Genomic DNA, 25,709 nt, shown 5'->3' with positions numbered 1-25,709 from the left:
ATCCTTTCCTAAGTCATGATGGATCGGCCAGAATCCGGCGATCTTTAATCAAAAGGAGGCACGATGATGGCAACGCAATCTGCAGTGGGCTTCGCGGGCATCGGCTTGATGGGCCTGCCGATGTGCCGACGCCTGCTGGCGGCGGGCTTTGCGGTGACGGTGTGGAATCGCAATCCGGACAAGTGTTCGACTTTAGTCGAAGCCGGCGCGCGGCAGGTCGCGAGCCCGGCCGAACTCTGCCAGCACGCCGATGTGCTGATGCTGTGCCTGGCTGACACCGGCGTGGTGCGCGAAGTGGTGTTCGGCCCGGCCGGGGTGGTTGAGGGCGCGAAAGCCGGGCAGTTATTGGTGGATTTCTCCAGCCTCGAACCGACCGCCACCCGGGAGATGGCCGCGCAACTGGCCGAGCAAACCGGCATGGCTTGGCTGGATGCACCAGTCTCCGGCGGCGTGGCCGGCGCGGAAGCCGGCAGCCTGGCGATCATGGTCGGCGGGTCGGCGCCGGACCTTGAACGGGCGCGGCCGATGTTGCAGTGCCTCGGCCAACGGGTGACCCACATGGGGCCGGTGGGCGCCGGGCAAGTGACCAAGGCTTGCAATCAAATGATCGTCGCGTGCAACGCGCTGGTGATTGCCGAAGTGGTGGCGCTGGCCGAGCGCTCCGGGGTCGATGCCAGCCTGATCGCCGAGGCGATGGCCGGCGGTTTTGCCGATTCCCGACCCTTGCAGATCCTCGCTCCGCAAATGGCCGAGAGCCGCTTCGAGCCGGTGAAGTGGCATGTGCGCACCTTGCTCAAGGACCTCGACACCGCAGTGAAATTTTCCCGCGAGCAGGGTTCGGCCACGCCGATCAGCGGATTGGCCGCACAATTGATGCGCCTGCATGGGAGTCAGGGCTTCCTGGAAAAGGATCCGGCGACCCTGGTGAACCTGTACCGCGAGCCAGGCTCAGCGGATTGACGGTGTGCGGCTGTTTGCGCTGATTGATTTCCTCCAGGGCCGGCGTCAATTCCGTCAGGGGCAGCGGCCGGCTCAACAGGTAACCCTGGACATAGTCGCAGCTGAAGCGCTCGAGAAACTCGAACTGCTCGCGGGTTTCTACGCCTTCGGTCACCACCTGCAAGTGCAGGGTGTGGGCCATGACGATGATCGCCTGGACAATCTCCATGTCTTGGGTGGCTTTGGGAATGTCCTGGATAAACGAGCGGTCGATCTTTAGCGTGTTCAGCGGCAAGCGCTTGAGGTAGGCCAGTGATGAATAGCCGGTGCCAAAGTCGTCGATCGACAGCGACACCCCCAGCGCGCGGATCTGCCGCAACAGCACCAGGGTGTTGGCGATGTTGCCCATCAGCGCGTTTTCAGTCACTTCCAGTTCCAGACGATGCGCCGCTACGCCCGACTTGCGCAAGGCGAGTTCGATCTCATCCGCCAGCTCCGGGCGGGCCAGGTTCAGCGGTGAGCAATTCACCGCAATGTGCAGCTCGTCGTAGCCGGCGGTGGTCAAGGTGCCGAGGTCTTCGCAGGCCTTGCGCAACACCCACAGGTCCAATTCGGCGATCAAGCCGTTGGCTTCGGCAATCGCGATAAAGCGCTCTGGGGCGAGCAGGCCGTGCACCGGGTGTTCCCAGCGCACCAGGGCTTCGACTTTGGTCACCTGGCCGCGCTTGAGGTCGTAAATCGGCTGGTAGTACAGCATCAATCCGGCGTCTTCGCGCAGGGCATGGCGCAGTTCCTCTTCCAGCTGAAATTCCAGGGTGGCCCGGGTTTTCAGGTTGGAACTGAAGAAATGCAGGCCATTGCGACCGCTACCCTTGGATTGGTACAGCGCCAGGTCGGCGTTTTTCAGCAGCTCTTCGCAGGTGCTGCCGTCCTCGGGGAACACGCTGATGCCGATGCTGGTGGTCATGACCATGCGCCGCCCGGCCAGCTCGATCGGTTCCTTGAGCTTGTGCATGATGCGTTGGGCCATGTGCCGCGCTTCGTCGTGATTGTCGAGACTGATCAGCAGGCAGAATTCATCGCCGCCAAAGCGCGCAACCACATCGTCATGGCTGCGCACCGAACTCTTGATATGGCTGGCCAGGACCTTGAGCAATTCGTCGCCGGCATCGTGGCCCAGACTGTCGTTGATCCGCTTGAAGTGGTCGATGTCGAGGAACATCACCGCCAGCTTGCCGCCTTCGTTGGTTTTTTCGATCAGCTTCTCGGCGAATATCTGGTTGAAACCGCGGCGGTTGATCAGGTTGGTCAGCGCGTCGTAATGCGCTACTTGCTGCAGCGACATGCGCGCCTGGTCGAGCTGGCTGAGCAGGGCGTTGACCCGGCGCAGGTCGCGCTCCTTGTTCTGCAATTTCTTGTCGGCGAGCGCGGCGCTGATGCTGCTGCCAATGATCAGCAGCACGATCATCGCGACCATCAAACCTAACTGCAGGTGGTTGTTATCGGCGGGCAAGGTCAACGGCACATCGGCGGGCAGTATCAGATTCAGCGCGGCCATGCCGGTGAAGTGCATGCTGACGATCCCGGCGCCGAGCACCAGGCTGGCGGCGTACTTGAGTAACTGGTGGAATATCCCGCTGCCATCGCGCAAATGGCTGGACAGCAACAAGGCCGCCAGCGCAGCGCCAATCGCGATGACGATTGAGGCAATGAACAGCGCCGGATGGTAGTAGGCCACGGCGTCGGACTGCATGGAGACCATGCCGACGTAGTGCATGGTCGCGATGCCCAGGCCGATGCAGGTGGCGGCTTGCAGATATTGGCGCAGGCTCAATTGGGGGTGGCTGAGGGTGTGCATCGCCAGGTACGAAGCGAGCAGGGCGAAGAGCAGCGACAACAGGGTAACGGGCAATTGATAGTGGATCTGGATCGGCGCTTCGAATGCCAGCATGCCGATGAAATGCATCGCCCAAATGCCGCCCGCCAGGCAGGCCGCGCCGGTCCAGCACCACAATCGCCGCGCAGCGGATTTTTCGACGTGGCCGACCCGCTCGGCCATGTCGAGCATGGCGAAGCCCGCGGCGCAGGCCACCAAGTAAGCGACCAGCACCAGAATCGGATCGTGTGTACAGTGAAGAATCACCTGGCCGCTGTCTGGCAGCTCGGTAATAAAGTGCAAACCAAGCCAATCCATAGCATGCCTCGTGTGGTCATCCTGGCCGGTGCCATTGCTGGCGCATGCCTGGAGTATAGAGGCCTTCGCTAAACCGCAAGCGGTGATGGCACATTGGTGTGGATGATTTTGGAATCGGCGTTAGTGCGATTGGAAATAACTTGTAGCATTTACTGCCGCCCATGCCATGGGTCCCCATCAGCTTTACAAATAATGACAGACACCCGTCGCGCGCCTGACTAGATTGCAGGTTCCGGGCTCGAATGCGCTGGCAGTGAAGCCCCATAACAATAAAAGAGACGGACCCATGCAGAACTCGACCCAAGCGGCGAATGCCTGGCGCATTCTGTTCCTGCTGTTCCTGGCCAACCTGTTCAACTTCTTCGATCGCACCATCCCGGCGATCATCATCGAGCCGATTCGCCACGAATGGAGCCTCAGCGACTTTCAGCTGGGGATCATCGGTACGGCGTTTACCATTGTTTATGCGATTGCCGGCCTGCCCCTGGGGCGGATGGCCGACACCGGTTCGCGGGCCAAGCTGATGGGCTGGGGCCTGGCGGCGTGGAGCGGGCTGACTGCGGTGAATGGCATGGTCGGCAGCTTCTGGAGCTTCTTGATCGTGCGCATGGGCATCGGCATTGGCGAGGCCAGTTATGCGCCGGCCGCCAACTCGCTGATCGGCGATCTGTTCCCGGCCCACCGTCGTGCGCGAGCCATGGGCATTTTCATGCTCGGCCTGCCGCTGGGGCTCTTGCTGGCGTTCTTCACCATCGGCGCGATGGTCAAGGCCTTCGACAGCTGGCGCGCGCCGTTCTTTATCGCGGCGGTGCCAGGGCTGGTGCTGGCGATTTTCATGTTCTATATCAAGGAGCCTAAGCGCGGCGCGGCGGAAAGCGTGCAGGTCTCCCAGGAAAAAGTCGACCGGCCGATCCGCCGGGTGCTGGCGGTGCCGACCTTCCTCTGGCTGGTGATGGCCGGCCTGTGCTTCAACTTTGCAACTTACGCCTGCAACTCGTTCATGGTGCCGATGCTGCAACGCTACTTCCTGATGCCGCTGCAGGAAGCGGCGGTCGCCACTGGGGTGATCGTCGGCGTGACCGGGTTGTTCGGCTTGACCTTGGGCGGGCTGGTGGCCGACAAGATTCACCAGCGCGTGGCCAACGGACGCCTGTTGTTTGCCGGTTTCAGCCTGATTATTTCGACCCTGTGCACCGCGTGGGCCCTGCATGCCGGGCGCATTGAGATCGGTGTGTTCGTCGCGGTGTTCAGCGTCGGTTGGTTGTTCGCCTACAACTTCTATACCTGCGTTTACACAGCTATTCAGGACGTGGTCGAACCACGCCTGCGCGCGACCGCCATGGCGCTGTTCTTCGCCGGCCTGTACCTGCTTGGCGGTGGCCTCGGCCCGGTGGTGGTGGGCGCGCTGTCCGACTACTTCGCGCACACGGCAATGCTGGCGGCAGGCGCGCAGCAGATGACCGAAGCCTTCAAAGCGGTCGGCCTGCATGACGCGATGTACCTGATTCCGGTGGCGCTGTTCTTCACCATGGTCTTCCTGTTCCTGGCCTCGCGCTGCTTCGTGCGCGATGCCAAGCGGATGAAGGATGGTTTGGTGGCGGTGGTTGAGCCTGGAGGTTCTGTAGCGACGGCATGACCGCTTTCGCGAGCAGGCTCGCTCCCACAGGTTTTTGGGTTGTTCACAGATTGTGTGTATGGCGCAAAACACTGTGGGAGGATGGGTTGGTGGCGGTGGTTGAGCCTGGAGGTTCTGTAGCGACGGCATGACCGCTTTCGCGAGCAGGCTCGCTCCCACAGGTTTTTGGGTTGTTTACAGATTGTGTGTATGGCGCAAATCACTGTGGGAACGGGCTTGCCCGCGATGAGGCCATGAGCTTCTACTGATAAATAGCAGACAAATAAAAAGGCCCGCATCACTGCGGGCCTTTTGTTTTTCAGCGCTGGAGCAGCGGGCTTAGCCTGCCACCAACACCCGAATCGCTTCCAAGCGCAGGGCCGCTTTGTCGAGCATGGCCAGGCCTTGTTCGCGTTGCTCGCGCAGGGCGACCAGCTCGCTTTCGCGCACGGTCGGGTTGACCGCTCGCAGGGCGGTCAGGCGCGCCAGCTCTTCGTCGGTGTCGGCAGCCAGACGGCGTTGTGCCTCGGCCACGCGCTCGGCGTGACGCGGGGCGATCTTCTCTTCACCGGCGTTGATCCGTGGCGTCAGTTGATCGCGCTGGGCCTGGATGAACTTGTTGGCGCTGGCACGCGGCACGCTTTCCAGTTGATCGTTCAAGGTCTCGAACGCCACCCGGGCCGACAGGTCGTTGCCATTGGCATCGAGCAAGCAGCGCAGTGCGGCGGGGGGCAGATAGCGGCCCAGCTGCAGGGAGCGCGGCGCCACCACTTCACTGACGTACAGCAATTCCAGCAACACGGTGCCGGGTTTGAGCGCCTTGTTCTTGATCAGCGCCACCGCGGTATTGCCCATCGAGCCGGACAGCACCAAATCCATGCCGCCCTGCACCATCGGGTGTTCCCAGGTGATGAACTGCATGTCCTCACGGGACAGCGCCTGGTTGCGGTCGTAGGTAATGGTCACGCCTTCGTCGTCGCCCAGCGGGAAACTGGCGTCGAGCATTTTTTCGCTCGGCTTGAGAATCAGGGCGTTTTCCGAGTGGTCCTCGCTGTCGATGCCGAATGCGTCGAACAGCGTTTCCATGTAGATCGGCAGGGCGAACTGATCGTCTTGCTCAAGGATGTCCTCGACCAGTCGATCGCCTTCGCCGGCGCCGCCTGAGTTGAGTTCCAGCAAACGATCGCGGCCAGTGTGCAGCTCGGCTTCCAGACGCTCACGCTCGGCACGGGCCTCGTCAATCAATGCTTGCCACTCGCCGTCATCGGCGTTTTCCAGCAGCGGCAGCAGGCGCGGGCCGAACTGATGCTGCAAGGCGTTGCCGGTCGGGCAGGTGTTGAGGAAGGCATTCAGCGCTTCGTGGTACCACTGGAACAGCCGCTCTTGCGGGCTGGTTTCCAGGTACGGCACGTGCAGTTCGATGATGTGCTTCTGGCCGATTCGGTCGAGACGGCCGATACGTTGCTCGAGCAAGTCCGGGTGTGTCGGCAGGTCGAACAGCACCAGGTGATGCGAGAACTGGAAGTTGCGGCCTTCACTGCCGATTTCCGAGCAGATCAGCACTTGCGCGCCGAACTCTTCGTCGGCGAAGTAGGCGGCGGCGCGGTCACGCTCCAGGATGTTCATGCCTTCATGGAACACCGTGGCCGGGATGCCGGAGCGCACGCGCAGGGCGTCTTCCAGGTCCATCGCGGTTTCGGCGTGGGCGCAGATCACCAGCACTTTGGTGCGCTTGAGCATTTTCAGCTGATCGATCAGCCACTCGACGCGCGGGTCGAATTTCCACCAGCGTACGTCTTCGTTGGCATCCGGCTGGGCCTGGAAGCTGACTTCCGGGTACAGCTCGGCATGCTCGCCCAGCGGCAGTTCGAGGTATTCGTCGGGGCACGGCAGCGGGTACGGGTGCAGTTTGCGCTCCGGGAAACCCTGCACGGCGGCACGGGTGTTGCGGAACAACACGCGGCCGGTGCCGTGGCGGTCCAGCAGTTCACGCACCAGACGTGCGCTGGCTTCGACGTCGCCGTCGTTGACCGCGGTCAGCAGCGCTTCGCCTTCGTTGCCGAGGAAGCCCTGGATGGTCTTGTGCGCTGCCGGGGACAGTCGGCCCTGATCGAGCAGCTCCTGAACGGCTTCGGCCACCGGGCGATAGTTTTCGCTTTCGGCGCGGAAGGCTTTCAGGTCGTGGAAACGGTTCGGGTCAAGCAGGCGCAGGCGCGCGAAGTGGCTGTCCTGGCCCAGTTGTTCCGGGGTCGCGGTCAGCAGCAGCACGCCGGCAATGGTCTCGGCGAGTTGCTCGACCAAAGTGTATTCCGGGCTGGCCTTGTCTTCGTGCCACACCAAGTGGTGCGCTTCGTCCACCACCAGCAAGTCCCAGCCAGCCGCGAACAGCGCGTCCTGGGCCTTCTCGTCACCCACCAGCCATTCGAGCGCCACCAGGGCCAGTTGCGTGTCTTCGAACGGGTTGCTGGCATCGCTTTCGATGAAGCGCTCTTCGTCGAACAGCGCGACTTGCAGGTTGAAGCGCCGACGCATCTCCACCAGCCATTGGTGCTGAAGGTTCTCCGGCACCAGGATCAACACGCGATTGGCGCGGCCCGAGAGCAATTGGCGGTGGATCACCAGGCCGGCTTCGATGGTCTTGCCCAAGCCTACTTCGTCCGCCAGCAACACCCGCGGCGCAATGCGGTCGGCGACTTCACGGGCGATGTGCAATTGGTGCGCGATCGGTTGCGCGCGCACCCCGCCCAAACCCCAGAGCGCCGATTGCAATTGGCGGCTGGTGTGTTCGAGGGTGTGGTAGCGCAGCGAGAACCAGGCGAGCGGGTCGATCTGCCCGGCGAACAGGCGGTCGCTGGCCAGACGGAACTGGATGAAATTCGACAGTTGGGTCTCGGGCAGGGTGACCACTTCGTTTTGCGCATTGAGGCCGTGGTAAACCAGCAGGCCGTCGACATCGTCGACTTCGCGCACGGTGAGCTTCCAGCCTTCGAAGTGGGTGATCGAATCGCCCGGCGAAAACCGCACGCGGGTGAGGGGCGCATTCCGTAGCGCATACTGGCGAGTGTCGCCAGTGGCCGGGTAGAGCACGGTCAACAAGCGGCCATCCTGTGCCAGAACGGTGCCTAAACCCAGCTCGGCTTCGCTGTCACTGATCCAGCGTTGCCCCGGTTGATACTGCTGCGCCATGCTGCCTGACTCCCGCCTTGAAAAAGCGGGCTATCTTAACGGAATGTGGGCTTGAGACCAAAGGATAAGGAGCAGTGGGACGTTATTAGGTGCGCGCGGCAAGCCGTCGCTCGGCACCGCGACCGGTAAGTTTTGCCCTGGCCGGGCACTTGTGGCTGTGCGCCGGGTCACAAGATGGCGACCGCTGGCTCAAGTCGCCGCGCCCGCAGCCGACAGCCTGCCGACAGGAGACTAAAAACCATGCTGCCACCGATGCTCCCCTTGAGTGCCGTGCCGATCACCTCACAGCAGGACCCGATCCGCGTGCGCCCGGATATTCCACCTGTGGTGCCGGTCCAGGAAAGCTCCAACGAAAGCACCATTGACCTGCAACACCGCGACCCGGAAGAGGCCGCCCTGGCCTTGCGCGAGGAATTCCGCCGCCAGCAGGATCGCCAGCGTCGTCGCCGAGAAGCCGATCAAGACCCCGAGGCGCATCTGGCGGTGCCCGGTGTCGAACTCAATGCCGACAACACCGTGCCCGTCGCGCCGCTGATCGAAGGCGAAGAGCGCCAGGGGTTGTGGGTCGACATCCAGGTCTAGGCGTCGATCCAGGCACGGGTCTGGTCAGCCGACGCGCCAAGCCGCATTATTGAGCCATCCGATGTGCCGAGCGATGTGCTGAACATGAGCCAAGACGACAAACTGATCGACCTCAACACCGAGCGCGCCAAGCGCGTGCACGACCTCAATGACAAGCGATTGAACGAAGTCCGCCAGGCCTTCGAGCAGGCTATGCCGCTGGGCAAACCCAAGAAAAAGCCGAAGAACAAACCGAAAAAACGTTAAGCCTTTCCCTGCGCCGTTCGGTGCAGGTCAGTTTTGCCCTTCTTTTGGCTCCCATGTGAGCTGCTATTGATCCCGGTCAATTTTCGTCAGCGCCTGATTGGGTAACTTAGCCCTATCGCAACAGGGCAAGTCGAGGAGGCCAGTCATGTTTTTCGATAACGTGGTGATTGCCGGGGTGCTGACGGTCGGGCTGATGGTTGTGTTTTTTGCGGGGTTTGGGTTTTTTATCTGGAAAGACTCGCACAAGCGGGATAAGCGGTAGGGACTTTCTGGATGTGGTGGGCACGCAAGGCATTTTGGGCGACTTCGGTTGCCCTTTTTTTGCTTTTGATTTTTTGGGGCACTCGAGAACCCTTGTGAACTGTGACGATTTGACTTGCTCGCGATCGAAGGCCTGATTTTCCGACCAGTTATTGTCGGGTGTACCCAGATCCAAAAGTGGGAGCGAGCCTGCTCCGGGCGGCGTTCGGACGAAGGCTATGCGGCTGGGCGCTGGGGTTTTTGAAGGTGTACATATCCGTTGCTGCGGTTACGGCTGCTTAGGGTTTCGCTCTTACAGCGAGTCCCTTTGGCAAACGCCGGAGTGCCGGCCCAGCCCAAAGGAACCAAAGGTCTCGCCCCTGACGTACGGCCCCTCGCTGTGGCTCGGGGTGCCTTCGCTCCGGCATTCATCCGGGGGCATCGCCCTCCGGTTGGCTTCGCTGCACCTACATGCGATGAGTTCGACTGCGTCGAACGGCGCTGCGCGCCAATCCCCGGATGAACACCTCCACTCAGCCTCCCGACGGGGCGGGTGGATCAAAAGCCAGATCAAGATCAAAAGCGCGGCGAGCTGACACTCGGCCTGAGGGTGTACGCAGTTCTTTGGATATGCGCGGACACTGTGGGAGCTGCGGTGCGACGATTCGACTTGCCAGCGATGGCGGCCTGCCAGTCACTCCATTACTGCCAGATGTACCCCAACCCAGTCCCACCCATAAAAAAAGCGCGAACCTCTCGGAACGCGCCTTTTCCACTATCACTGTCTGTCAGCTACCCAATGCCTTCGACGCCAGCCAGAACAACCCAGCCGACAAGGCCACGGTGGCGGGCAGGGTCAGGACCCAGGCCAGGAGGATGGTCTGGACGGTGCCGCCCTGCAGGCCGCTTTTGTTGGCGACCATGGTGCCGGCCACGCCTGATGACAGGACGTGGGTGGTGGACACCGGCAAGCTGAAGACGTTGGCCAGGCCGATCAGGCTGGCGGTGGTGATTTGTGCTGACATGCCTTGCGAGTAAGTCATGCCTTGTTTGCCGATTTTTTCGCCGATGGTCAGGACCACGCGTTTCCAGCCGACCATGGTGCCCAGGCCCAAGGCCAGGGCGACCGCCAGAATCACCCAGAACGGGGCGTACTCGGTGGTGGTGGTCAGGTCTTTGCGCAGTTTGTCCAGGTCGGACTTCTCACGGGCGGCGAGGGATGGCAACTTGCTGACTTTCTTCGCCGTGTCATCCAGGCAGAGCAGGTAACGGCGCACTTCGATGCGGCTTTCCGAGGACAGCGAATGGTAGTCCTCGACGCCTTTGAGCGTGTTCAGCAGGGCGGCGATGGTCGGTTCGGTCTGTTGCGGGTTGCAACGGAATTTCTCCGGCAGGTCGCCTTCGACGCTTTTGCCCAGGGCCAGGAATTCACCCAGGGTGTCGCCATTGCGCTTGTAGAACTGGCTCAAGTGCAGTGTCGCGTCGCGGGTGCGTTCGATCTGGTAAGTGGTACTGCCCAGGTCGAGGACGAATTGCGCGGGCACGATGCCGATCAGTACCAGCATGATCAGGCCGATACCTTTCTGGCCATCGTTGGAACCGTGCACGAAGCTCACGGCCATGGCTGAAATCACCAGCACCAGGCGATTCCAGAACGGCGGGTGTTTTTTGTCGTCGATCTTGCGGCGCTGCTCTGGGGTCTTGTGCATCTTCGACAGCGGGCGCCACCATTTCAGACCGATCAGGATCAGCGCCGCGACGATGAAGCCGGCCATGGGCGAGAACACCAGCGAAGCGCCGATGTCGATCGCTTTCTGCCAGTTGACGCCATCGGCCAGCGGGATGTCGTTGATCAGCGCGTTGGCCAGGCCGACGCCGAGGATCGAGCCGATCAGTGTGTGCGAACTGGACGCCGGGATCCCGAAGTACCAGGTGCCCAGGTTCCAGGTGATCGCAGCGGCGAGCAACGAGAACACCATGGCCAGTCCGTGCCCGGTGTTGACATTGATCAGCAGTTCCACCGGCAGCAAATGGACGATGGCATACGCCACGCCAACACCGCCCAGCAGCACGCCAAGGAAGTTGAACACACCGGAAAAGAACACCGCCAAGTGGGGCGGCATGGCTTTGGTGTAGATAACAGTGGCAACCGCGTTAGCGGTGTCATGAAAGCCGTTGATGAACTCGAAGGCGAGGACAAAGGCCAGGGCGAGCAAGAGGCTCACTAGCACCCAAGCATCCAGTCCGCTGAATAAATCGATCATGAAGGTTTTCTGACCCGGTCATAAGGGGGCGCGATTATGCCAGAAAACCATGGCAATCGATGCATCGCCTGCTCATCGGTAACATTCTTCAACGAATTAACACATGGCTACGCCCGTGTGGTCGGGGCTTCACGAGGATTTTCAAGTCGCTGATTTTTCTGCAAAAGCCAGGCAGGACAGGGCGCCGACGCTGTAGGACGGGGCCTGAAACAGCTGTGTGAAATATCTGATAAGAGGGCCGGCCAAGTGCCAATAGCCTCATTCCGGTCAGGGTGAGGTGACGGCGGCCCGCTTGTAACGGGCGCTGGGTAGAATGGCAAAACGGCCAGGTTTGTCGCTGGCGCGTGCAGGCCCTTGAACAGTCAAGGCGAGAGCGTCATGGCTCTTCGGACTTGAGTTCCTTTTCCATTTTCTGCAGTTCCTGATTGAACGCCTGATCCTGGACAGTGGCACGTTTGCGCCAGGGTTTGCGTTCCGGTTCGGGCTGTGCGGCGTAGGTGGTGACTTCCCCGCCGTAAACTTCCTTGTAACGTTGTTCCTGGCGCTCAAGTTCCGCGCGCAGTTCGTCTTTCGTCACAGTGTTACCTAATTGAGTTGAAATGAATGCTGGTGAAACGCACTGCACAAACTGCAGGCGGCCACGACACCAGACCAAAACAGCTGACGTAGCTTCAGTTTCCGGTTTCAGCGAGCGTACGGGGAACACATGCTGTGAACGTCGTACGCGGGCCGGGGCAGTGCGGATGGATATCGCAGTGCCGGTGTGATTGGATCCTACTGTAACTAGGCGGAGCCGTCACAAGCTGCATTATAGCGGTCGATTTGAAGAACACTATCTCCAAGCAGTTAAAAGTGCGTCATCCTGTGTGATTGAATTATTACTTCGAAGTTTCATTGCCAACTTGCCGACGCATCTTGCATTAGGTGACCTGTTTTTGGCGCCATTAACCCTGACAAGTTACAACGCCCAAACTAACTCACTGTACTTAACCTTGATTTAACCCGGTGCCAGACCGCACGAGTTTGCGGTTATCCGCCAGCGGTTCGATAATCGCCCCATCCCAGTGTGCCACAAGAGAAGGACCCGCATGAACGATCAGCTGCGCAACGCTTTCACATCAGTGGCGCCGCCGATCGTGGCGTCGCCGGCCAAGCGGATCCAGGCGATGACCGGCGACCCGGATTTCATGACGTCGCTGGCCCGGGGCCTGGCGGTGGTGCAAGCCTTCCAGGAGCGCAAACGCCACCTGACCATCGCGCAGATCAGCCACCGCACGGAAATTCCCCGCGCTGCGGTGCGACGTTGCCTACACACCCTGATCAAACTCGGCTACGCCACCACCGACGGACGTACTTATTCCTTGCTGCCCAAAGTCCTGACCCTCGGCCATGCCTATGTCTCGTCGACGCCGCTGGCGGTGTCGGCCCAGCCGTACCTTGACCGCATGAGCGATCTGCTGCACGAAGCCTGCAACATGGCGACCCTGGAGGGCGACGACATTCTTTACATCGCCCGCTCCGCCACCACCCAGCGCCTGATTTCCGTCGATCTCTCGGTAGGCGGGCGCTTGCCGGCCTATTGCACGTCCATGGGCCGGATTTTGCTGGCGGCGCTGGATGACAGCTCGCTGGGGGAATACCTGGAGCGCGCCGACCTGCAGGCCAAGACCAGCCGCACCCTACACACACCGGAAACGTTGCTCGAATGTTTGCAGCAGGTGCGCCAACAGGGCTGGTGCATTGTCGATCAAGAACTGGAACAGGGCCTGCGCGCCATCGCGGTACCGGTGTACGACGCTTCGGGGCAAGTGGTGGCAGCGCTGAACGCCAGCACCCACGCCGGACGCGTCAGCCGCAGCGATCTGGAGCAACGCTTCCTTCCCGCGCTGCTTGGCGCCAGCCGCGACCTCAGCACGCAACTGTTTGCCTGAGGCTACCCGGCACGCGGCGTGCTACATCAATAGCCAAGCAACAATCTGTTCGATAATCGAACGCTCAGTCGATTATCGGATTGTTTGGGTTTTTTCAGGGGCTTAACCTTCAGGCACTCCGGCGCTGAACCTCGCGCCTTTTTATCACCCCTCCGGGAGCCTGTCCCATGGCTGAAATCCTATCGCTGCACGACGCGGTGAAGCAGTTCGTCAATGACGGCGATACCGTCGCGCTCGAAGGCTTCACGCACCTGATTCCTACCGCAGCGGGTCATGAAATCATTCGCCAGGGCAAGAAAGACCTGACGCTGGTGCGCATGACGCCTGACTTGATCTACGACCAATTGATCGGTGCCGGTTGCGCCCGCAAGTTGATTTTCTCCTGGGGCGGCAACCCTGGCGTGGGTTCGCTGCACCGTCTGCGCGACGCAGTCGAGAAGCAGTGGCCGCATCCTTTGGAAATCGAAGAACACAGTCACGCTGACCTGGCGAATGCCTACGTCGCCGGCGCTTCCGGCCTACCGTTCGCGGTGCTGCGAGCCTACGCCGGTTCTGACTTGCCGAAGGTCAACCCACTGATCAAAACCGTCACCTGTCCATTCACCGGCGAAGTGCTGGCGGCAGTGCCGTCGGTACGCCCGGACGTGACGGTGATTCACGCGCAGAAAGCCGACCGCAAGGGCAACGTGCTGTTGTGGGGCATTTTGGGCGTGCAAAAAGAAGCGGCATTGGCGGCCAAGCGCTGCATCGTCACCGTCGAAGAGATCGTCGATGACCTCAATGCGCCGATGAACGCTTGCGTACTGCCAACCTGGGCCTTGAGCGCGGTCTGCCATGTGCCGGGCGGCGCGCATCCATCCTACGCCCACGGTTACACCGAGCGCGACAATCGCTTCTACCAGGCCTGGGACCCGATTGCCCGCGACCGCGAGACCTTTACCGCGTGGATCAACGAGTACATCCATGGCGTCGCTGACTTCAGCGAGTTCCAGGCCAAGCTGGCCGCTGCTTCGGAGGCCAAGTAATGACTTACACCACCAATGAAATGATGACCGTCGCCGCCGCGCGTCGCTTGAAGAATGGCTCGGTGTGCTTCGTCGGCATCGGTCTGCCATCGAAAGCGGCCAATCTGGCGCGTCTTACGTCCTCGCCGGACGTGGTGCTGATCTACGAATCCGGCCCGATCGGCGCCAAGCCGAGCGTGCTGCCGCTGTCGATTGGCGATGGCGAACTGGCGGAAACCGCCGACACCGTGGTTCCGACCGGGGAGATTTTCCGTTACTGGTTGCAGGGCGGACGTATTGACGTGGGGTTCCTCGGCGCGGCGCAGGTCGATCGCTTCGGCAACATCAACACCACCGTGGTCGGCGATTACCACGCGCCGAAAGTGCGGTTACCGGGTGCCGGTGGTGCACCGGAAATCGCCGGCTCGGCCAAGAGCGTGCTGATCATCCTCAAGCAGTCGGCGCGCTCCTTCGTCGACAAACTCGACTTTATTACCTCGGTCGGCCATGGCGAGGGCGGCGATTCGCGCAAGCGTCTCGGGCTGCCGGGCGCCGGTCCTGTGGGGATCATCACCGACCTGTGCACCATGGAGCCGGAAGCCGGCAGCCATGAATTCGTGGTCACCGCGCTGCACCCTGGCGTCAGCCGCGAGCAAGTGATTGCCGCCACCGGTTGGCCGATTCGCTTTGCCGAAACCGTGCACAGCACCGCCGAACCGACCGAAGTGGAGTTGACCGCCCTGCGTGATCTGGAAGCACGCACCGCCGCGGCCCACGGCCAAGCCCCGGGAGAAGCCTGATGCGTGAGGTTTATATCTGCGATGCGATTCGCACACCGATCGGCCGCTTTGGCGGTGGCTTGGCGGCGGTGCGCGCCGACGACCTGGCCGCCATTCCGATCAAGGCCTTGATGGAGCGCAACCCGTCGGTGGACTGGAGCGCGGTGGACGAGGTGTTCCTCGGCTGCGCCAACCAGGCCGGCGAAGACAACCGCAACGTCGCGCGCATGGCGCTGTTGCTGGCAGGCCTGCCGGAATCGGTTCCTGGCGTTACGCTCAATCGCCTCTGCGCCTCGGGCATGGATGCGATCGGCAGCGGATTCCGCGCCATTGCCAGCGGCGAAATGGAGCTGGCGATTGCTGGCGGGGTCGAGTCGATGTCCCGCGCGCCGTTCGTGATGGGCAAAGCCGACGCGGCGTTCTCGCGCAACATGAAACTGGAAGACACCACCATCGGCTGGCGCTTTATCAACCCGTTGATGAAGGCCCAGTACGGTGTCGACGCCATGCCGCAGACCGCCGACAACGTGGCGGACGACTACCAGGTGTCGCGCGCCGATCAGGACGCCTTTGCCCTGCGCAGCCAGCAACGCACTGCCGCCGCTCAGGCTGCCGGATTCTTTGCCGAAGAAATCGTTGAAGTGCGGATCGCCCACAAAAAGGGCGAAACCGTGGTCGGCCAGGACGAACACCCGCGCGCCGACACCACGCTCGAAGCCTTGACCCGACTGAAACCGGTCAACGGGCCGGACAAAACCGTCACCGCCGGCAACGCCTCCGGGGTCAATGACGGCGCGGCGGCGTTGATCCTCGCCTCGGCCGAGGCGGTGAAGAAGCACGGTTTGACCGCCCGGGCCAAAGTCCTCGGCATGGCCAGCGCCGGTGTCGCGCCGCGCGTCATGGGCATTGGCCCGGTGCCGGCGGTGCGCAAACTTACCGAACGCCTGGGGCTGGCCGTCAGTGATTTCGACGTCATCGAACTCAACGAAGCCTTCGCCAGCCAGGGCCTTGCGGTGCTGCGTGAACTGGGGATCGCCGACGACGCCCCGCAGGTCAACCCAAACGGCGGCGCCATCGCCCTCGGCCATCCGCTGGGCATGAGCGGCGCACGGCTGGTACTGACCGCGCTGCATCAGTTGGAGAAAACCGGCGGCCGCAAAGGCCTGGCGACCATGTGTGTGGGCGTCGGCCAAGGGCTGGCGCTGGCCATCGAACGGGTCTGAGCAGCTGCGCTGTGCCCGCAACAAAGAAACCGTCAAACACCGAGCAAGACTCAAGGACCAAGTTTGTTGCAAAGTATGTCTAGAATGTCACGTGTCCCCAACGAGTGAAAACAGATGACCACCAGTACAACAACAAGTCACTACACCGGAGAAGAGCGAAGCAAGCGGATCTTTGCGATCGTCGGCGCCTCGTCCGGTAACCTGGTCGAATGGTTCGACTTTTACGTGTATGCGTTCTGCGCGATCTATTTCGCACCGGCGTTTTTCCCGTCCGATAACCCCACGGTGCAACTGGTCAACACCGCAGGCGTGTTCGCCGCCGGGTTCCTGATGCGGCCGATTGGTGGCTGGATCTTCGGGCGGGTCGCGGACAAGCACGGGCGCAAGAACTCGATGATGATTTCGGTGCTGATGATGTGCTTCGGCTCATTGCTCATCGCCTGCCTGCCGACCTACAAGGACATCGGCGTCTGGGCGCCGATCCTGTTGCTGTTCGCGCGTTTGCTGCAGGGCTTGTCGGTAGGTGGCGAATACGGCACCACCGCGACCTACATGAGTGAAGTCGCGCTCAAAGGCCAGCGCGGTTTCTTCGCCTCGTTCCAGTACGTGACGCTGATCGGCGGGCAATTGCTGGCGGTGTTGCTGGTGGTGATTCTGCAGCAGTTCCTCAGCGAGGAAGAGTTGCGCGCCTACGGCTGGCGGATTCCGTTTGTGGTCGGTGCGGCGGCGGCGGTGATTTCGTTGCTGCTGCGTCGCTCGCTGAAAGAAACCACCAGCAAGGAAATGCGCGAAGACAAGGACGCCGGCAGCATTCGTGCGCTGTTCCGGGATCACAAGGCAGCGTTTATCACCGTGCTCGGCTACACCGCCGGCGGCTCGCTGATTTTCTACACCTTCACCACGTACATGCAGAAATACCTGGTGAACACCGCCGGCATGCACGCTAAGACGGCCAGTTACATCATGACCGGCGCGCTGTTCCTGTACATGTGCATGCAGCCGTTGTTCGGCATGCTGGCGGACAAGATCGGCCGCCGTAACTCGATGCTCTGGTTCGGCGCGCTGGGTACGCTGTGCACGGTGCCGATCCTGCTGTCGCTGAAGTCGGTCAGCAGCCCGTTCCTGGCGTTCGTGCTGATCACCCTGGCGCTGGCGATCGTCAGTTTCTACACCTCGATCAGCGGCCTGGTGAAAGCCGAGATGTTCCCACCGCAAGTCCGCGCCCTGGGTGTCGGCCTGGCCTACGCAGTGGCAAATGCGATCTTCGGCGGCTCGGCGGAATACGTGGCCCTGAGCCTGAAGTCCGCAGGCATGGAAAACTCCTTCTATTGGTACGTCACGGTGATGATGGCCGTCGCGTTCCTGTTCAGCCTGCGCCTGCCGAAACAAGCGGCGTACTTGCACCACGACCTCTGACCTTGGGGCATTGGCTCAGCCACTGAGCTTTCTCTGCCGCAACAAAAAGCCCACCAATCGGTGGGCTTTTTGTTGTCAGCGCTGAGGCATCAGAACAAACGCATTTTCGGCGCTTCTTCCTTCAGCGGTTCGTTCTTCGCGGTCTCGGCATTCCAGCCACCACCGAGGGCCTTGTACAGGTTGACCTCGCTGTTGAGCTGCGCCAGGCGGTCGGTGATCAGCGCTTGTTGCGCGCTGAACAACTGACGCTGGGCGTCGAGGAAGGTCAGGTTGCTGTCGACGCCGATGCGGTAGCGCCGCTCGGCCAAACGGTAGTAATCCTGGTTGGCGGTGACGAAGTCACGCTGGGCCTGCAACTGCTGGTTGTAGGTCTGGCGTGCCGCGAGGCCGTCGGACACTTCCTGGAACGCGGTCTGGATCGACTTCTCGTACTGCGCGACGTTGATCTCTTTCTGGATTTTCGCGTAATCCAGGCTCGCCCGCAGACTGCCGGCGTTGAAGATCGGCAGGCTGATTTGCGGGGCGAACGACCAAGTGCCCGAACCGCCCTTGAACAACCCGGACAGGTCCGGGCTCAAGGTGCCGGCATTGGCCGTCAGGCTGATGCTCGGGAAGAACGCTGCCCGTGCCGCGCCGATGTTGGCGTTGGCTGCTTTGAGGTTGTATTCGGCTTGCAAGATGTCCGGGCGACGCTGCAGCAAGTCTGACGGCAGACCGGCCGGCACTTCGCTCAGCAGGTCGTCCGCCAGCGGTTTGGTTTGCAGGTTGCTCGGCAAACCGGTGCCGAGCAACAGGGTCAGACCGTTCTCGTCCTGAGCCACCTGGCGGGTGTAGCGCGCCAATTGCGCACGGGCATTTTCCACCGAGGTGCGCGACTGGGCCAGGTCGAGCGCCGAGGCCACGCCGACTTCCGCGCTGCGCGAGGTCAGCTTGAAGCTTTCCTCGAAGGCACCGAGGGTGTCCTGGGTCAGCTTCAGCAGTTCTTTGTCCGCTTGAAGGGTCAGGTAAGCATTGGCGACGTTGGCCACCAGGCTGAGCTGGGTACTGCGCCGTGCTTCTTCAGTGGCGAAATACAGTTGCAGCGCCTGCTCGCTGAGGCTCCGAATGCGCCCGAACAGGTCGAGTTCATAAGCACTGATGCCCAGGGTCGCCGAGTATTGGCTGGTAATGCCGGACTCACCGGTTTGCGACAGCCGGGCCGGGACCCGCTGGCGGCTGCCGGCACCGTCGGCCGAGACCGCCGGGAACAGATCGGCGCGCTGGATGCGGTACTGCGCGGCATAGGCGTCGATGTTCAGTGCCGCGACGCGCAGGTCGCGGTTGTTTTCCAGTGCGGTCTGAATCAGTTGCTGCAGGGCCGGGTCACGGAAAAACTGCTTCCAGCCTTGCTCGGCGGCGGCCTGGTTCGGTGCGTCGGCCGGCGAATACGCCGGCCCTTGCGGGTATTGCGCAGCGACCGGTGCGGCCGGTTGCTGATAATCGGGAATCAGCGAGCAGCCGCCCAGCACGAAGGCGGCGACGGCTAAGGACAGTAGCGACTTGCTCATTGGCCAGCCTCTTTAGGAGTTTCAGTGGTATCGGTCTTTTTGCGGCTGCCGATCGACGTCACTGTCGCGAAGAACAGCGGTACCCAGAAGATCGCGAGCACGGTGGCGGTGATCATACCGCCAATTACCCCGGTACCGATCGCATGTTGGCTGCCCGAGCCGGCGCCGGTGGAGATCGCCAGCGGCAATACGCCGAGGATGAACGCCATGGACGTCATGATGATCGGCCGCAGACGCATCCGCGAGGCTTCGATGGCGGCTTCGAAAACGCCCTTGCCCTGTTCGTGAAGCTCTTTGGCGAACTCCACGATCAGGATGGCGTTTTTCGCCGCCAGCCCCACCGTCACCAATAGCCCGACCTGGAAGAATACGTCGTTGGACAGTCCGCGCAGGCTGGTGGCCATCAGGGCGCCGATGACGCCCAACGGTACCACCAGCAGCACCGCGATCGGGATCGACCAGCTTTCGTACAGCGCTGCGAGGCAGAGGAACACCACCAGCAGCGACAGCGCGTACAACGCTGGCGCTTGCGAACCGGACAGGCGTTCTTCATACGACAGGCCGGTCCAGGCGTAGCCGACACCCGCTGGCATCTGCTTGGCGATCCGTTCGACTTCGGCCATGGCGTCACCGGTGCTGTAGCCCGGTGCCGGGGTGCCGAGGATTTCCATCGCCGCCACACCGTTGTAACGCGAGAGCTTCGGCGAACCGTAGATCCACTTGCCGGACGCGATGGCCGACAACGGCACCATCTTCCCGGAGTCGCTGCGCACGTACCATTTATTCAGGTCTTCGGGCGACATCCGGCCGGCGGCCTCGCCCTGCACATACACCTTCTTCACTCGACCGCGGTCGATGAAGTCGTTGATGTAACTGCCACCCAGGGCAATCGACAGGGTCTGGTTGATGCTTGCCAGGCTGATGCCCTGGGCGCTGGCCTTCTCGTCGTCGACAGTCAGCTCATACTGCGGCTCATCGTTCACGCCGTTGGGACGAACGCCCGCGAGGATCTTGCTTTGCGAGGCCAGGCCAAGGAACTGGTTGCGCGCCTCGACCATTTTTTCGTGGCCAACGCCGCCCTGGTCTTGCAGGAACACGTCGAAACCGGTGGCGTTACCCAGCTCCAGTACCGACGGCGGCACGATGGCGTACACCATGGCGTCCTTGAAGGTCTGCGAGAAGTAGCTCTGGGCGCGTTTTGCCACTTCGAATACGGTTTGCGTCGAGTCCCGCTCGTCCCAGGACTTGAGCATCACAAATGCCAGGCCCGAACTCTGGCCACGACCGGCAAAGTTGAAGCCGTTCACGGTGAACACCGAGCGCACGGACTTGCCTTCGCCAGGCTCGCCTTCCTTGTCATGCAGCAGGAAGGCGCGCATGTCGTCGATGACTTTCTGCGTGCGCTGGGCCGAAGAGCCGACCGGCGTCTGCACCTGGGCGAAGATCACGCCTTGGTCTTCTTCCGGCAGGAACGCCGCGGGAATACGGGTGAACAGCCAGATCATGCCGGCGAAGATGATCACGTAGACCAGGAACGACGGAAACTTGTGTTTGATCATGTTGCCGACGCCGCGCTCGTAGCTCAGTACGCCACGGTCGAAGGTACGGTTGAACCAGCCGAAGAAACCACGCTTGGGTTGGCCGTGTTTGTCCGGGTCGATCGGCTGCAGCATGGTGGCGCACAACGCCGGGGTGAAGATCAAGGCAACCAGTACCGAAAGCGCCATCGCCGAAACAATGGTGATGGAGAACTGTTTGTAGATCACCCCCGTAGAGCCGCCGAAGAACGCCATCGGCAGCAGTACCGCCGAGAGCACCAGGGCGATACCGACCAGGGCGCCCTGAATCTGTCCCATGGACTTGATCGTCGCGTCCTTGGGCGATAAATGCTCCTCTGCCATCACCCGCTCGACGTTTTCCACCACCACGATCGCATCGTCCACCAGCAAGCCGATGGCCAGGATCATGCCGAACATGGTCAAGGTGTTGATGGTGAAACCGAACGCCGCGAGGATGCCGAAGGTACCCAGCAGTACCACGGGCACGGTCATCGTGGTGATGATGGTGGCGCGGAAGTTCTGCAGGAACAGGTACATCACCAGAAACACCAGCACGATCGCTTCGATCAGGGTGTGCACCACACCGGAGATCGATTCGGTCACCACTGGCGTGGTGTCATACGGCACCACCACTTTCATGCCGGGCGGGAAGAATGGTTCCAGGTTGGCCACGGTGGCGCGAATTGCTTTGGCGGTGTCCAGGGCGTTGGCGCCGGAAGCCAGTTTGATCGCCATGCCGGAGGCCGGTTTGCCGTTGAACTGCGCACTGATGCTGTAGTTCTGGCCTCCCAGTTCGATACGAGCGACATCGCTCAGGCGCACCTGCGAACCGTCCGGGTTGACCCGCATCAGGATCTGCCCGAACTGCTCGGCAGTCTGCAGACGGGTCTTGCCGATGATGGTGGCGTTCAGTTGCTGGCCGGGCAGGGCAGGCAAACCGCCCAGTTGGCCGGTGGCCACCTGCACGTTCTGCGCCTGGATGGCATTGGCGACGTCAACCGGGGTCATCTGGAAGTTGTTCAACTTGGCCGGGTCCAGCCAGATACGCATGGCGTACTGCGAACCGAAGACCTGGAAGTCACCCACACCGGCAGTCCGCGAAATCGGGTCCTGGATGTTGGAAACGATGTAGTTGGACAGGTCATCCTTGGTCATGCTGCCGTCTTCCGACACCAGACCGATCACCATCAGGAAGTTCTTCACCGACTTGGTAACGCGGATCCCCTGTTGCTGCACTTCTTGCGGCAGCAGCGGGGTGGCCAGGTTGAGCTTGTTCTGTACCTGAACCTGGGCGATGTCCGGGTTGGTGCCCTGGTTGAAGGTCGCGGTGATGGTCATGCTGCCGTCGGAGTTACTGTCCGAGGCGACATAACGCAGGTTGTCGATACCGTTGAGCTGTTGCTCGATGACCTGCACCACGGTGTCCTGCACGGTTTGTGCGGAAGCACCCGGGTAGGTGACCTGGATATCAATGGCGGTAGGCGCGATGGCCGGGTATTGGTTGATCGGCAGCTTAAGGATCGACAGCGCGCCGACCAGCATGATCACCAGGGCGATGACCCAGGCGAAAATGGGACGGTCGATAAAAAATCTCGACATGAATTACTCCCCTTTGCCAGCAGCGGCAGCAGGAGCGGCGGCAGCAGGTGCAGCGGCGCCAGCCGGTTTGGCGTTGCTGGCTTCTTTAACCTGCACTTCGACGCCTGGCTTGATGTACTGCAAGCCTTCGGTGATCACGCGATCGCCGGCATTCAAGCCTTTTTCCACCAGCCAGTAGGCGCCGGCGGTACGGTTGACCACCAATTGGCGCAGTTCGACCTTGTTGTCCTGGTTGACCACCATGGCGGTTGGAATGCCCTTGAGGTCGCGGGTCACGCCTTGTTGCGGCGCGAGGATCGCTTTGCTGTTCACGCCGGATTGCAGTTGCGCGTGGACGAACATGCCGGGTAGCAAAGTGTGATCCGGGTTCGGGAACACCGCACGCAAGGTCACCGAGCCGGTGGTCTGGTCGACCGAGACTTCGGAAAACTCCAGCTGACCTTCCTGCTTGTAGTCGCTGCCGTCTTCGAGCTTCAGCTTGACCATCGCCGCGTTGTCGCCGCTCTTTTGCAGACGACCGGTTTCCAGGTCGCGACGCAGTTGCAGCAACTCGACCGAGGATTGCGTGACGTCGACGTAGATGGGGTCCAGTTGCTGGATCACGGCCATTGGATCGGCCTGGCCATTGCTGACCAGCGCGCCTTCGGTCACAGCGGAACGACCAATGCGGCCGGAGATCGGCGCGTAGACCTTGGTGTAGCGCACGTTGATCTGTGCGGTTTGCAGGGAGGCTTCGGACTGCAAGCGGTTGGCCAGGGCAGTGTCGTATTCCTGGCGGCTGACCGCTTGTTCCTTGACCAGTTGCTGGTAGCGATCGGAGATCGACTTGGTCGACTGCAGGTTGGCCTGGGCGCTTTTCAGGGTGGCTTCATAGATCGACGGGTCGATCTGATACAGCTGCTGGCCTTCCTTCACATCGGCGCCTTCCTTGAACAGGCGCTTGAGGATGATGCCGTTCACTTGCGGCCGGACTTCGGCGATGCGATAGGCGCTGGTGCGGCCCGGCAGCTCGGAAGTCAGGGTATAGGCTTGTGGTTGCAGGGTGACGACGCCGACCTGAGGAGGTGGTGCCGCTGGTGCCGCCTCTTCCTTTTTGCATCCGCTGAGCAGCGATGCGAGGGCGACGGCGGTGACCAGAGCGGTAACAGCTGGCTTGAATTGCATGAAGATCCTCGGGTCAGGCGCGCAAGGAGCGCACTCGAAAGTTGAAGAGTAGAAATATCGCGAATTCTGAATAAGTAGCTTGCTAAGGAATATACTTACGTTCATGGTTGTTTGTAAACACCCAAGCTGAGTACCATTCGCGGTACGCAAGCCAAGCCGCTGGTGAACATTGTAGGTCGGGCATGAGCACCAGAGAGCGCTCTCCCATTGTTATTCAGTCGCTGTTCAGGCATCGCTGAAGCATCTTGATGAGGTTGTACTGCCATGGTCCGTCGCACCAAAGAAGAAGCCCAGGAAACCCGTAGCCAGATCCTCGAAGCGGCCGAGAAAGCCTTCTTCGAACGGGGCGTCGCCCGCACTACGCTGGCGGACATCGCCAGTCTGGCCGGCGTTACGCGGGGTGCGATCTACTGGCATTTCAGCAACAAGGCGGACCTGCTGCAGGCCATGCTCGACACCTTGCACGAGCCGCTGGACGAACTGGCCAAGGCCAGCGAAAGCGAGGATGAGCCAGACCCCTTGGGCTGCATGCGGCAGTTGCTGATTCATTTGTTTCATCAAGTTGCTCTGGACCCGAAAACCCGCCGCATCAATGAAATTCTTTTTCACAAATGCGAATTCACCGATGAGATGTGCGACCTGCGGAAGCAGCGCCGCGACGTCAGCCTGGAGTGCAATTCGCGCATCGCCCTGACCCTGCGCAACGCGGTCAATCGCGGCCAGTTGCCGGAAGACCTCGACCCGGCCCGTGCCGCCATCAGCATCCATGCTTACATCGACGGTCTTCTGTACCAATGGCTGCTGGCGTCCGACAGCTTCGAGCTGCATGCCGAAGCCGAGCGTTGGGTGGACACAGGGTTGGACATGCTGCGCTGGAGCCCCAGCCTGCGCAAATGAAACAAAATACGTAATTGGCTCAGGTTATGTCAGCGACCCATGCCGGGCAATGCTTCGATAGTGTCGTATGGATGGCGTGTATTTATAGCGGCTGAACGCCCAGCGTGATAGGTCGCAAGCGGCGTATTTTGTAGAAGATTTGTTGCAAATCAGTGAGCGACTGTAAGCCGCCCGTGATCTCGGAACCGACTGCCAGTTAAAAAAAAGCCCCGGTGCTTTCGTGCCGGGGCTTTTTGTTTCTGCGAGGTTTACAGCGTTGGGTAGTCGATGTAGCCGACTGGGCCCTTGGCGTAGAACGTCTCAGGATGTGCTTCGTTAAGTGGTGCATCGGCCTTCAGACGCGCTGGCAGGTCCGGGTTGGCAATGAACGGGATGCCGAATGCCACGGCGTCGGCCTTGCCTTCGGCCAGCCAGGCGTTGGCGCTGTCCTTGGTGAAACGCTCGTTGGCGATGTACGGGCCACCGAACGCTGCTTTCAGTTGTGGGCCGAGGCTGTCGCCGGCCTCTTTCTCACGGGAGCAGATGAACGCGATGCCACGTTTGCCCAGTTCGCGGGCGACGTAGGTAAAGGTCTCGGCGAGGTTGGCGTCGCCCATGTCGTGCGCGTCGCCGCGCGGGGCCAGGTGTACGCCGACACGACCGGCGCCCCAGACTTCGATCACCGCGTCGGTCACTTCCAGCAGCAGGCGCGCACGGTTTTCCAGGGAGCCGCCGTAGTTATCGGTGCGCTGGTTGGTGCTGGTTTGCAGGAACTGGTCGAGCAGGTAGCCGTTGGCGCCGTGCACTTCCACGCCGTCGAAACCGGCGGCCTTGGCGTTTTCCGCGCCGACCCGGTAAGCGTCGACGATGTCGGCGATTTCAGCGGTTTCCAGCGCACGCGGCGTCGGGTAGTCGGACAGCGGACGCACCAGGCTGACGTGGCCCTGAGGCTTGACGGCGCTTGGTGCCACCGGTGCTTCGCCGTTCAGGTACGACTCGTGGGACACCCGGCCAACGTGCCACAGTTGCAGGAAGATCTTGCCGCCGGCACCGTGCACGGCTTTGGTCACGTTGGCCCAGCCGCGCACTTGGTCATTGGACCAGATGCCCGGGGTGTCCGGGTAGCCGACACCCATCGGCGTCACCGAAGTGGCTTCGCTGAGGATCAGTCCGGCGGAGGCGCGCTGCACGTAGTATTCGGCCATCAGCGCGTTGGGCACACGGCCTTCGTCGGCGCGGCAGCGGGTCAGCGGCGCCATGATGATGCGGTTGGACAGTTCGAGGTCGCCGAGTTTGATGGGATCAAAAATAGTCGTCATGAACAAAAGCCTATATGAATGATTGA

At 61.4% G+C, this 25,709-nt stretch carries 19 protein-coding genes; 11 read left to right on the top strand and 8 right to left on the bottom strand.

The window, feature by feature from the left end; translation table 11 throughout:
• Nucleotides 1–63 precede the first annotated feature (63 nt).
• A complete protein-coding gene (locus RG836_RS25655) occupies nt 64–960 on the top strand; it encodes an NAD(P)-dependent oxidoreductase (RefSeq protein WP_310850545.1) in 897 nt (298 codons plus the stop codon).
• Here RG836_RS25655 and RG836_RS25650 read toward each other — a convergent pair.
• Nucleotides 851–3,133, bottom strand: coding sequence for a putative bifunctional diguanylate cyclase/phosphodiesterase (locus RG836_RS25650; RefSeq protein WP_310850544.1), 2,283 nt, complete (start codon nt 3,131–3,133; stop codon nt 851–853). The genes RG836_RS25655 and RG836_RS25650 overlap by 110 nt on opposite strands.
• Nucleotides 3,134–3,419: 286 nt before the next feature.
• On the opposite strand from RG836_RS25650, the gene RG836_RS25645 reads away from it, so the two are divergent.
• Nucleotides 3,420–4,769, top strand: a complete 1,350-nt coding sequence (locus RG836_RS25645; protein ID WP_310850542.1) for an MFS transporter — start codon at nt 3,420–3,422, stop codon at nt 4,767–4,769.
• Nucleotides 4,770–5,087: 318 nt separating this feature from the next.
• Here the strand turns inward: RG836_RS25645 and rapA are convergent, their stop codons facing one another.
• The gene (rapA, locus tag RG836_RS25640) at nt 5,088–7,934 is read right to left on the bottom strand and encodes an RNA polymerase-associated protein RapA (RefSeq protein WP_310850540.1); all 2,847 of its coding nucleotides are present in this window, start codon (nt 7,932–7,934) and stop codon (nt 5,088–5,090) included.
• A gap of 240 nt (nt 7,935–8,174) precedes the next feature.
• On the opposite strand from rapA, the gene RG836_RS25635 reads away from it, so the two are divergent.
• The 3 genes from RG836_RS25635 to ccoM all read left to right on the top strand — a co-directional run bounded on the left by RG836_RS25635 (nt 8,175) and on the right by ccoM (nt 9,024).
• Nucleotides 8,175–8,516 (top strand): aspartate-semialdehyde dehydrogenase, encoded by a 342-nt coding sequence (locus RG836_RS25635; RefSeq protein ID WP_310850539.1) that lies wholly within the window; start codon nt 8,175–8,177, stop codon nt 8,514–8,516.
• A gap of 84 nt (nt 8,517–8,600) precedes the next feature.
• The gene (locus RG836_RS25630) at nt 8,601–8,762 is read left to right on the top strand and encodes a hypothetical protein (RefSeq protein WP_310850538.1); all 162 of its coding nucleotides are present in this window, start codon (nt 8,601–8,603) and stop codon (nt 8,760–8,762) included.
• 145 nt (nt 8,763–8,907) lie between these two features.
• The gene (ccoM, locus tag RG836_RS25625) at nt 8,908–9,024 is read left to right on the top strand and encodes a cytochrome c oxidase subunit CcoM (protein ID WP_310850537.1); all 117 of its coding nucleotides are present in this window, start codon (nt 8,908–8,910) and stop codon (nt 9,022–9,024) included.
• Between the two features lie 766 nt (nt 9,025–9,790).
• On the opposite strand, the gene RG836_RS25620 is transcribed toward ccoM, so the two are convergent.
• Nucleotides 9,791–11,266 (bottom strand): inorganic phosphate transporter, encoded by a 1,476-nt coding sequence (locus RG836_RS25620; RefSeq protein WP_310850535.1) that lies wholly within the window; start codon nt 11,264–11,266, stop codon nt 9,791–9,793.
• Between the two features lie 376 nt (nt 11,267–11,642).
• The gene (locus tag RG836_RS25615) at nt 11,643–11,843 is read right to left on the bottom strand and encodes a hypothetical protein (protein WP_310850533.1); all 201 of its coding nucleotides are present in this window, start codon (nt 11,841–11,843) and stop codon (nt 11,643–11,645) included.
• A 511-nt stretch (nt 11,844–12,354) separates the two neighbouring features.
• Between RG836_RS25615 and pcaR the strand changes: the two genes are divergently transcribed.
• The 5 genes from pcaR (at nt 12,355) to RG836_RS25590 (ending at nt 17,619) form a co-directional block, all read left to right on the top strand.
• Entirely contained in the window at nt 12,355–13,197 is an 843-nt protein-coding gene (pcaR, locus tag RG836_RS25610) for a pca regulon transcriptional regulator PcaR (RefSeq protein WP_310850531.1), read from the top strand.
• Between the two features lie 167 nt (nt 13,198–13,364).
• Nucleotides 13,365–14,222, top strand: coding sequence for a CoA transferase subunit A (locus RG836_RS25605; protein ID WP_310850529.1), 858 nt, complete (start codon nt 13,365–13,367; stop codon nt 14,220–14,222).
• Nucleotides 14,222–15,001, top strand: a complete 780-nt coding sequence (locus tag RG836_RS25600) for a CoA-transferase subunit beta (protein ID WP_310850527.1) — start codon at nt 14,222–14,224, stop codon at nt 14,999–15,001. The genes RG836_RS25605 and RG836_RS25600 overlap by 1 nt, the downstream gene beginning before the upstream one ends.
• Nucleotides 14,998–16,203, top strand: coding sequence for a 3-oxoadipyl-CoA thiolase (gene pcaF, locus RG836_RS25595; protein ID WP_310850584.1), 1,206 nt, complete (start codon nt 14,998–15,000; stop codon nt 16,201–16,203). The genes RG836_RS25600 and pcaF overlap by 4 nt, the downstream gene beginning before the upstream one ends.
• A gap of 114 nt (nt 16,204–16,317) precedes the next feature.
• The gene (locus tag RG836_RS25590; RefSeq protein ID WP_310850526.1) at nt 16,318–17,619 is read left to right on the top strand and encodes an MFS family transporter; all 1,302 of its coding nucleotides are present in this window, start codon (nt 16,318–16,320) and stop codon (nt 17,617–17,619) included.
• A gap of 89 nt (nt 17,620–17,708) precedes the next feature.
• Here RG836_RS25590 and adeC read toward each other — a convergent pair whose 3' ends face one another.
• Genes adeC through RG836_RS25575 form a run of 3 tightly spaced genes read right to left on the bottom strand, consistent with a single transcriptional unit; the run spans nt 17,709 to nt 23,488 of the window.
• Nucleotides 17,709–19,166 carry an AdeC/AdeK/OprM family multidrug efflux complex outer membrane factor gene (gene adeC, locus RG836_RS25585; protein WP_310850525.1) on the bottom strand — a complete coding sequence of 486 codons (1,458 nt, stop codon included), beginning with the start codon at nt 19,164–19,166 and terminating at the stop codon, nt 17,709–17,711.
• Complete coding sequence (locus RG836_RS25580) at nt 19,163–22,324, bottom strand: efflux RND transporter permease subunit (protein ID WP_310850524.1); 3,162 nt, start codon at nt 22,322–22,324, stop codon at nt 19,163–19,165. The genes adeC and RG836_RS25580 overlap by 4 nt, the downstream gene beginning before the upstream one ends.
• Before the next feature lie 3 nt (nt 22,325–22,327).
• Nucleotides 22,328–23,488: an efflux RND transporter periplasmic adaptor subunit gene (locus RG836_RS25575; protein WP_310850522.1), complete on the bottom strand. Its 1,161-nt coding sequence runs from the start codon at nt 23,486–23,488 to the stop codon at nt 22,328–22,330.
• 264 nt (nt 23,489–23,752) lie between these two features.
• Here RG836_RS25575 and RG836_RS25570 point away from each other — a divergent pair, with 264 nt between their 5' ends.
• Complete coding sequence (locus RG836_RS25570; protein ID WP_310850520.1) at nt 23,753–24,385, top strand: TetR family transcriptional regulator; 633 nt, start codon at nt 23,753–23,755, stop codon at nt 24,383–24,385.
• 248 nt (nt 24,386–24,633) lie between these two features.
• On the opposite strand, the gene RG836_RS25565 is transcribed toward RG836_RS25570, so the two are convergent.
• The gene (locus tag RG836_RS25565) at nt 24,634–25,683 is read right to left on the bottom strand and encodes an alkene reductase (RefSeq protein ID WP_310850519.1); all 1,050 of its coding nucleotides are present in this window, start codon (nt 25,681–25,683) and stop codon (nt 24,634–24,636) included.
• Nucleotides 25,684–25,709 lie beyond the last annotated feature (26 nt).

The sequence above is a fragment of the Pseudomonas rhizozeae genome, from assembly GCF_031583775.1.
GTDB lineage: Bacteria > Pseudomonadota > Gammaproteobacteria > Pseudomonadales > Pseudomonadaceae > Aquipseudomonas.
Note: the sequence above shows the minus strand (reverse complement) of the source record. Positions and strands in the feature narration are given on the sequence as shown.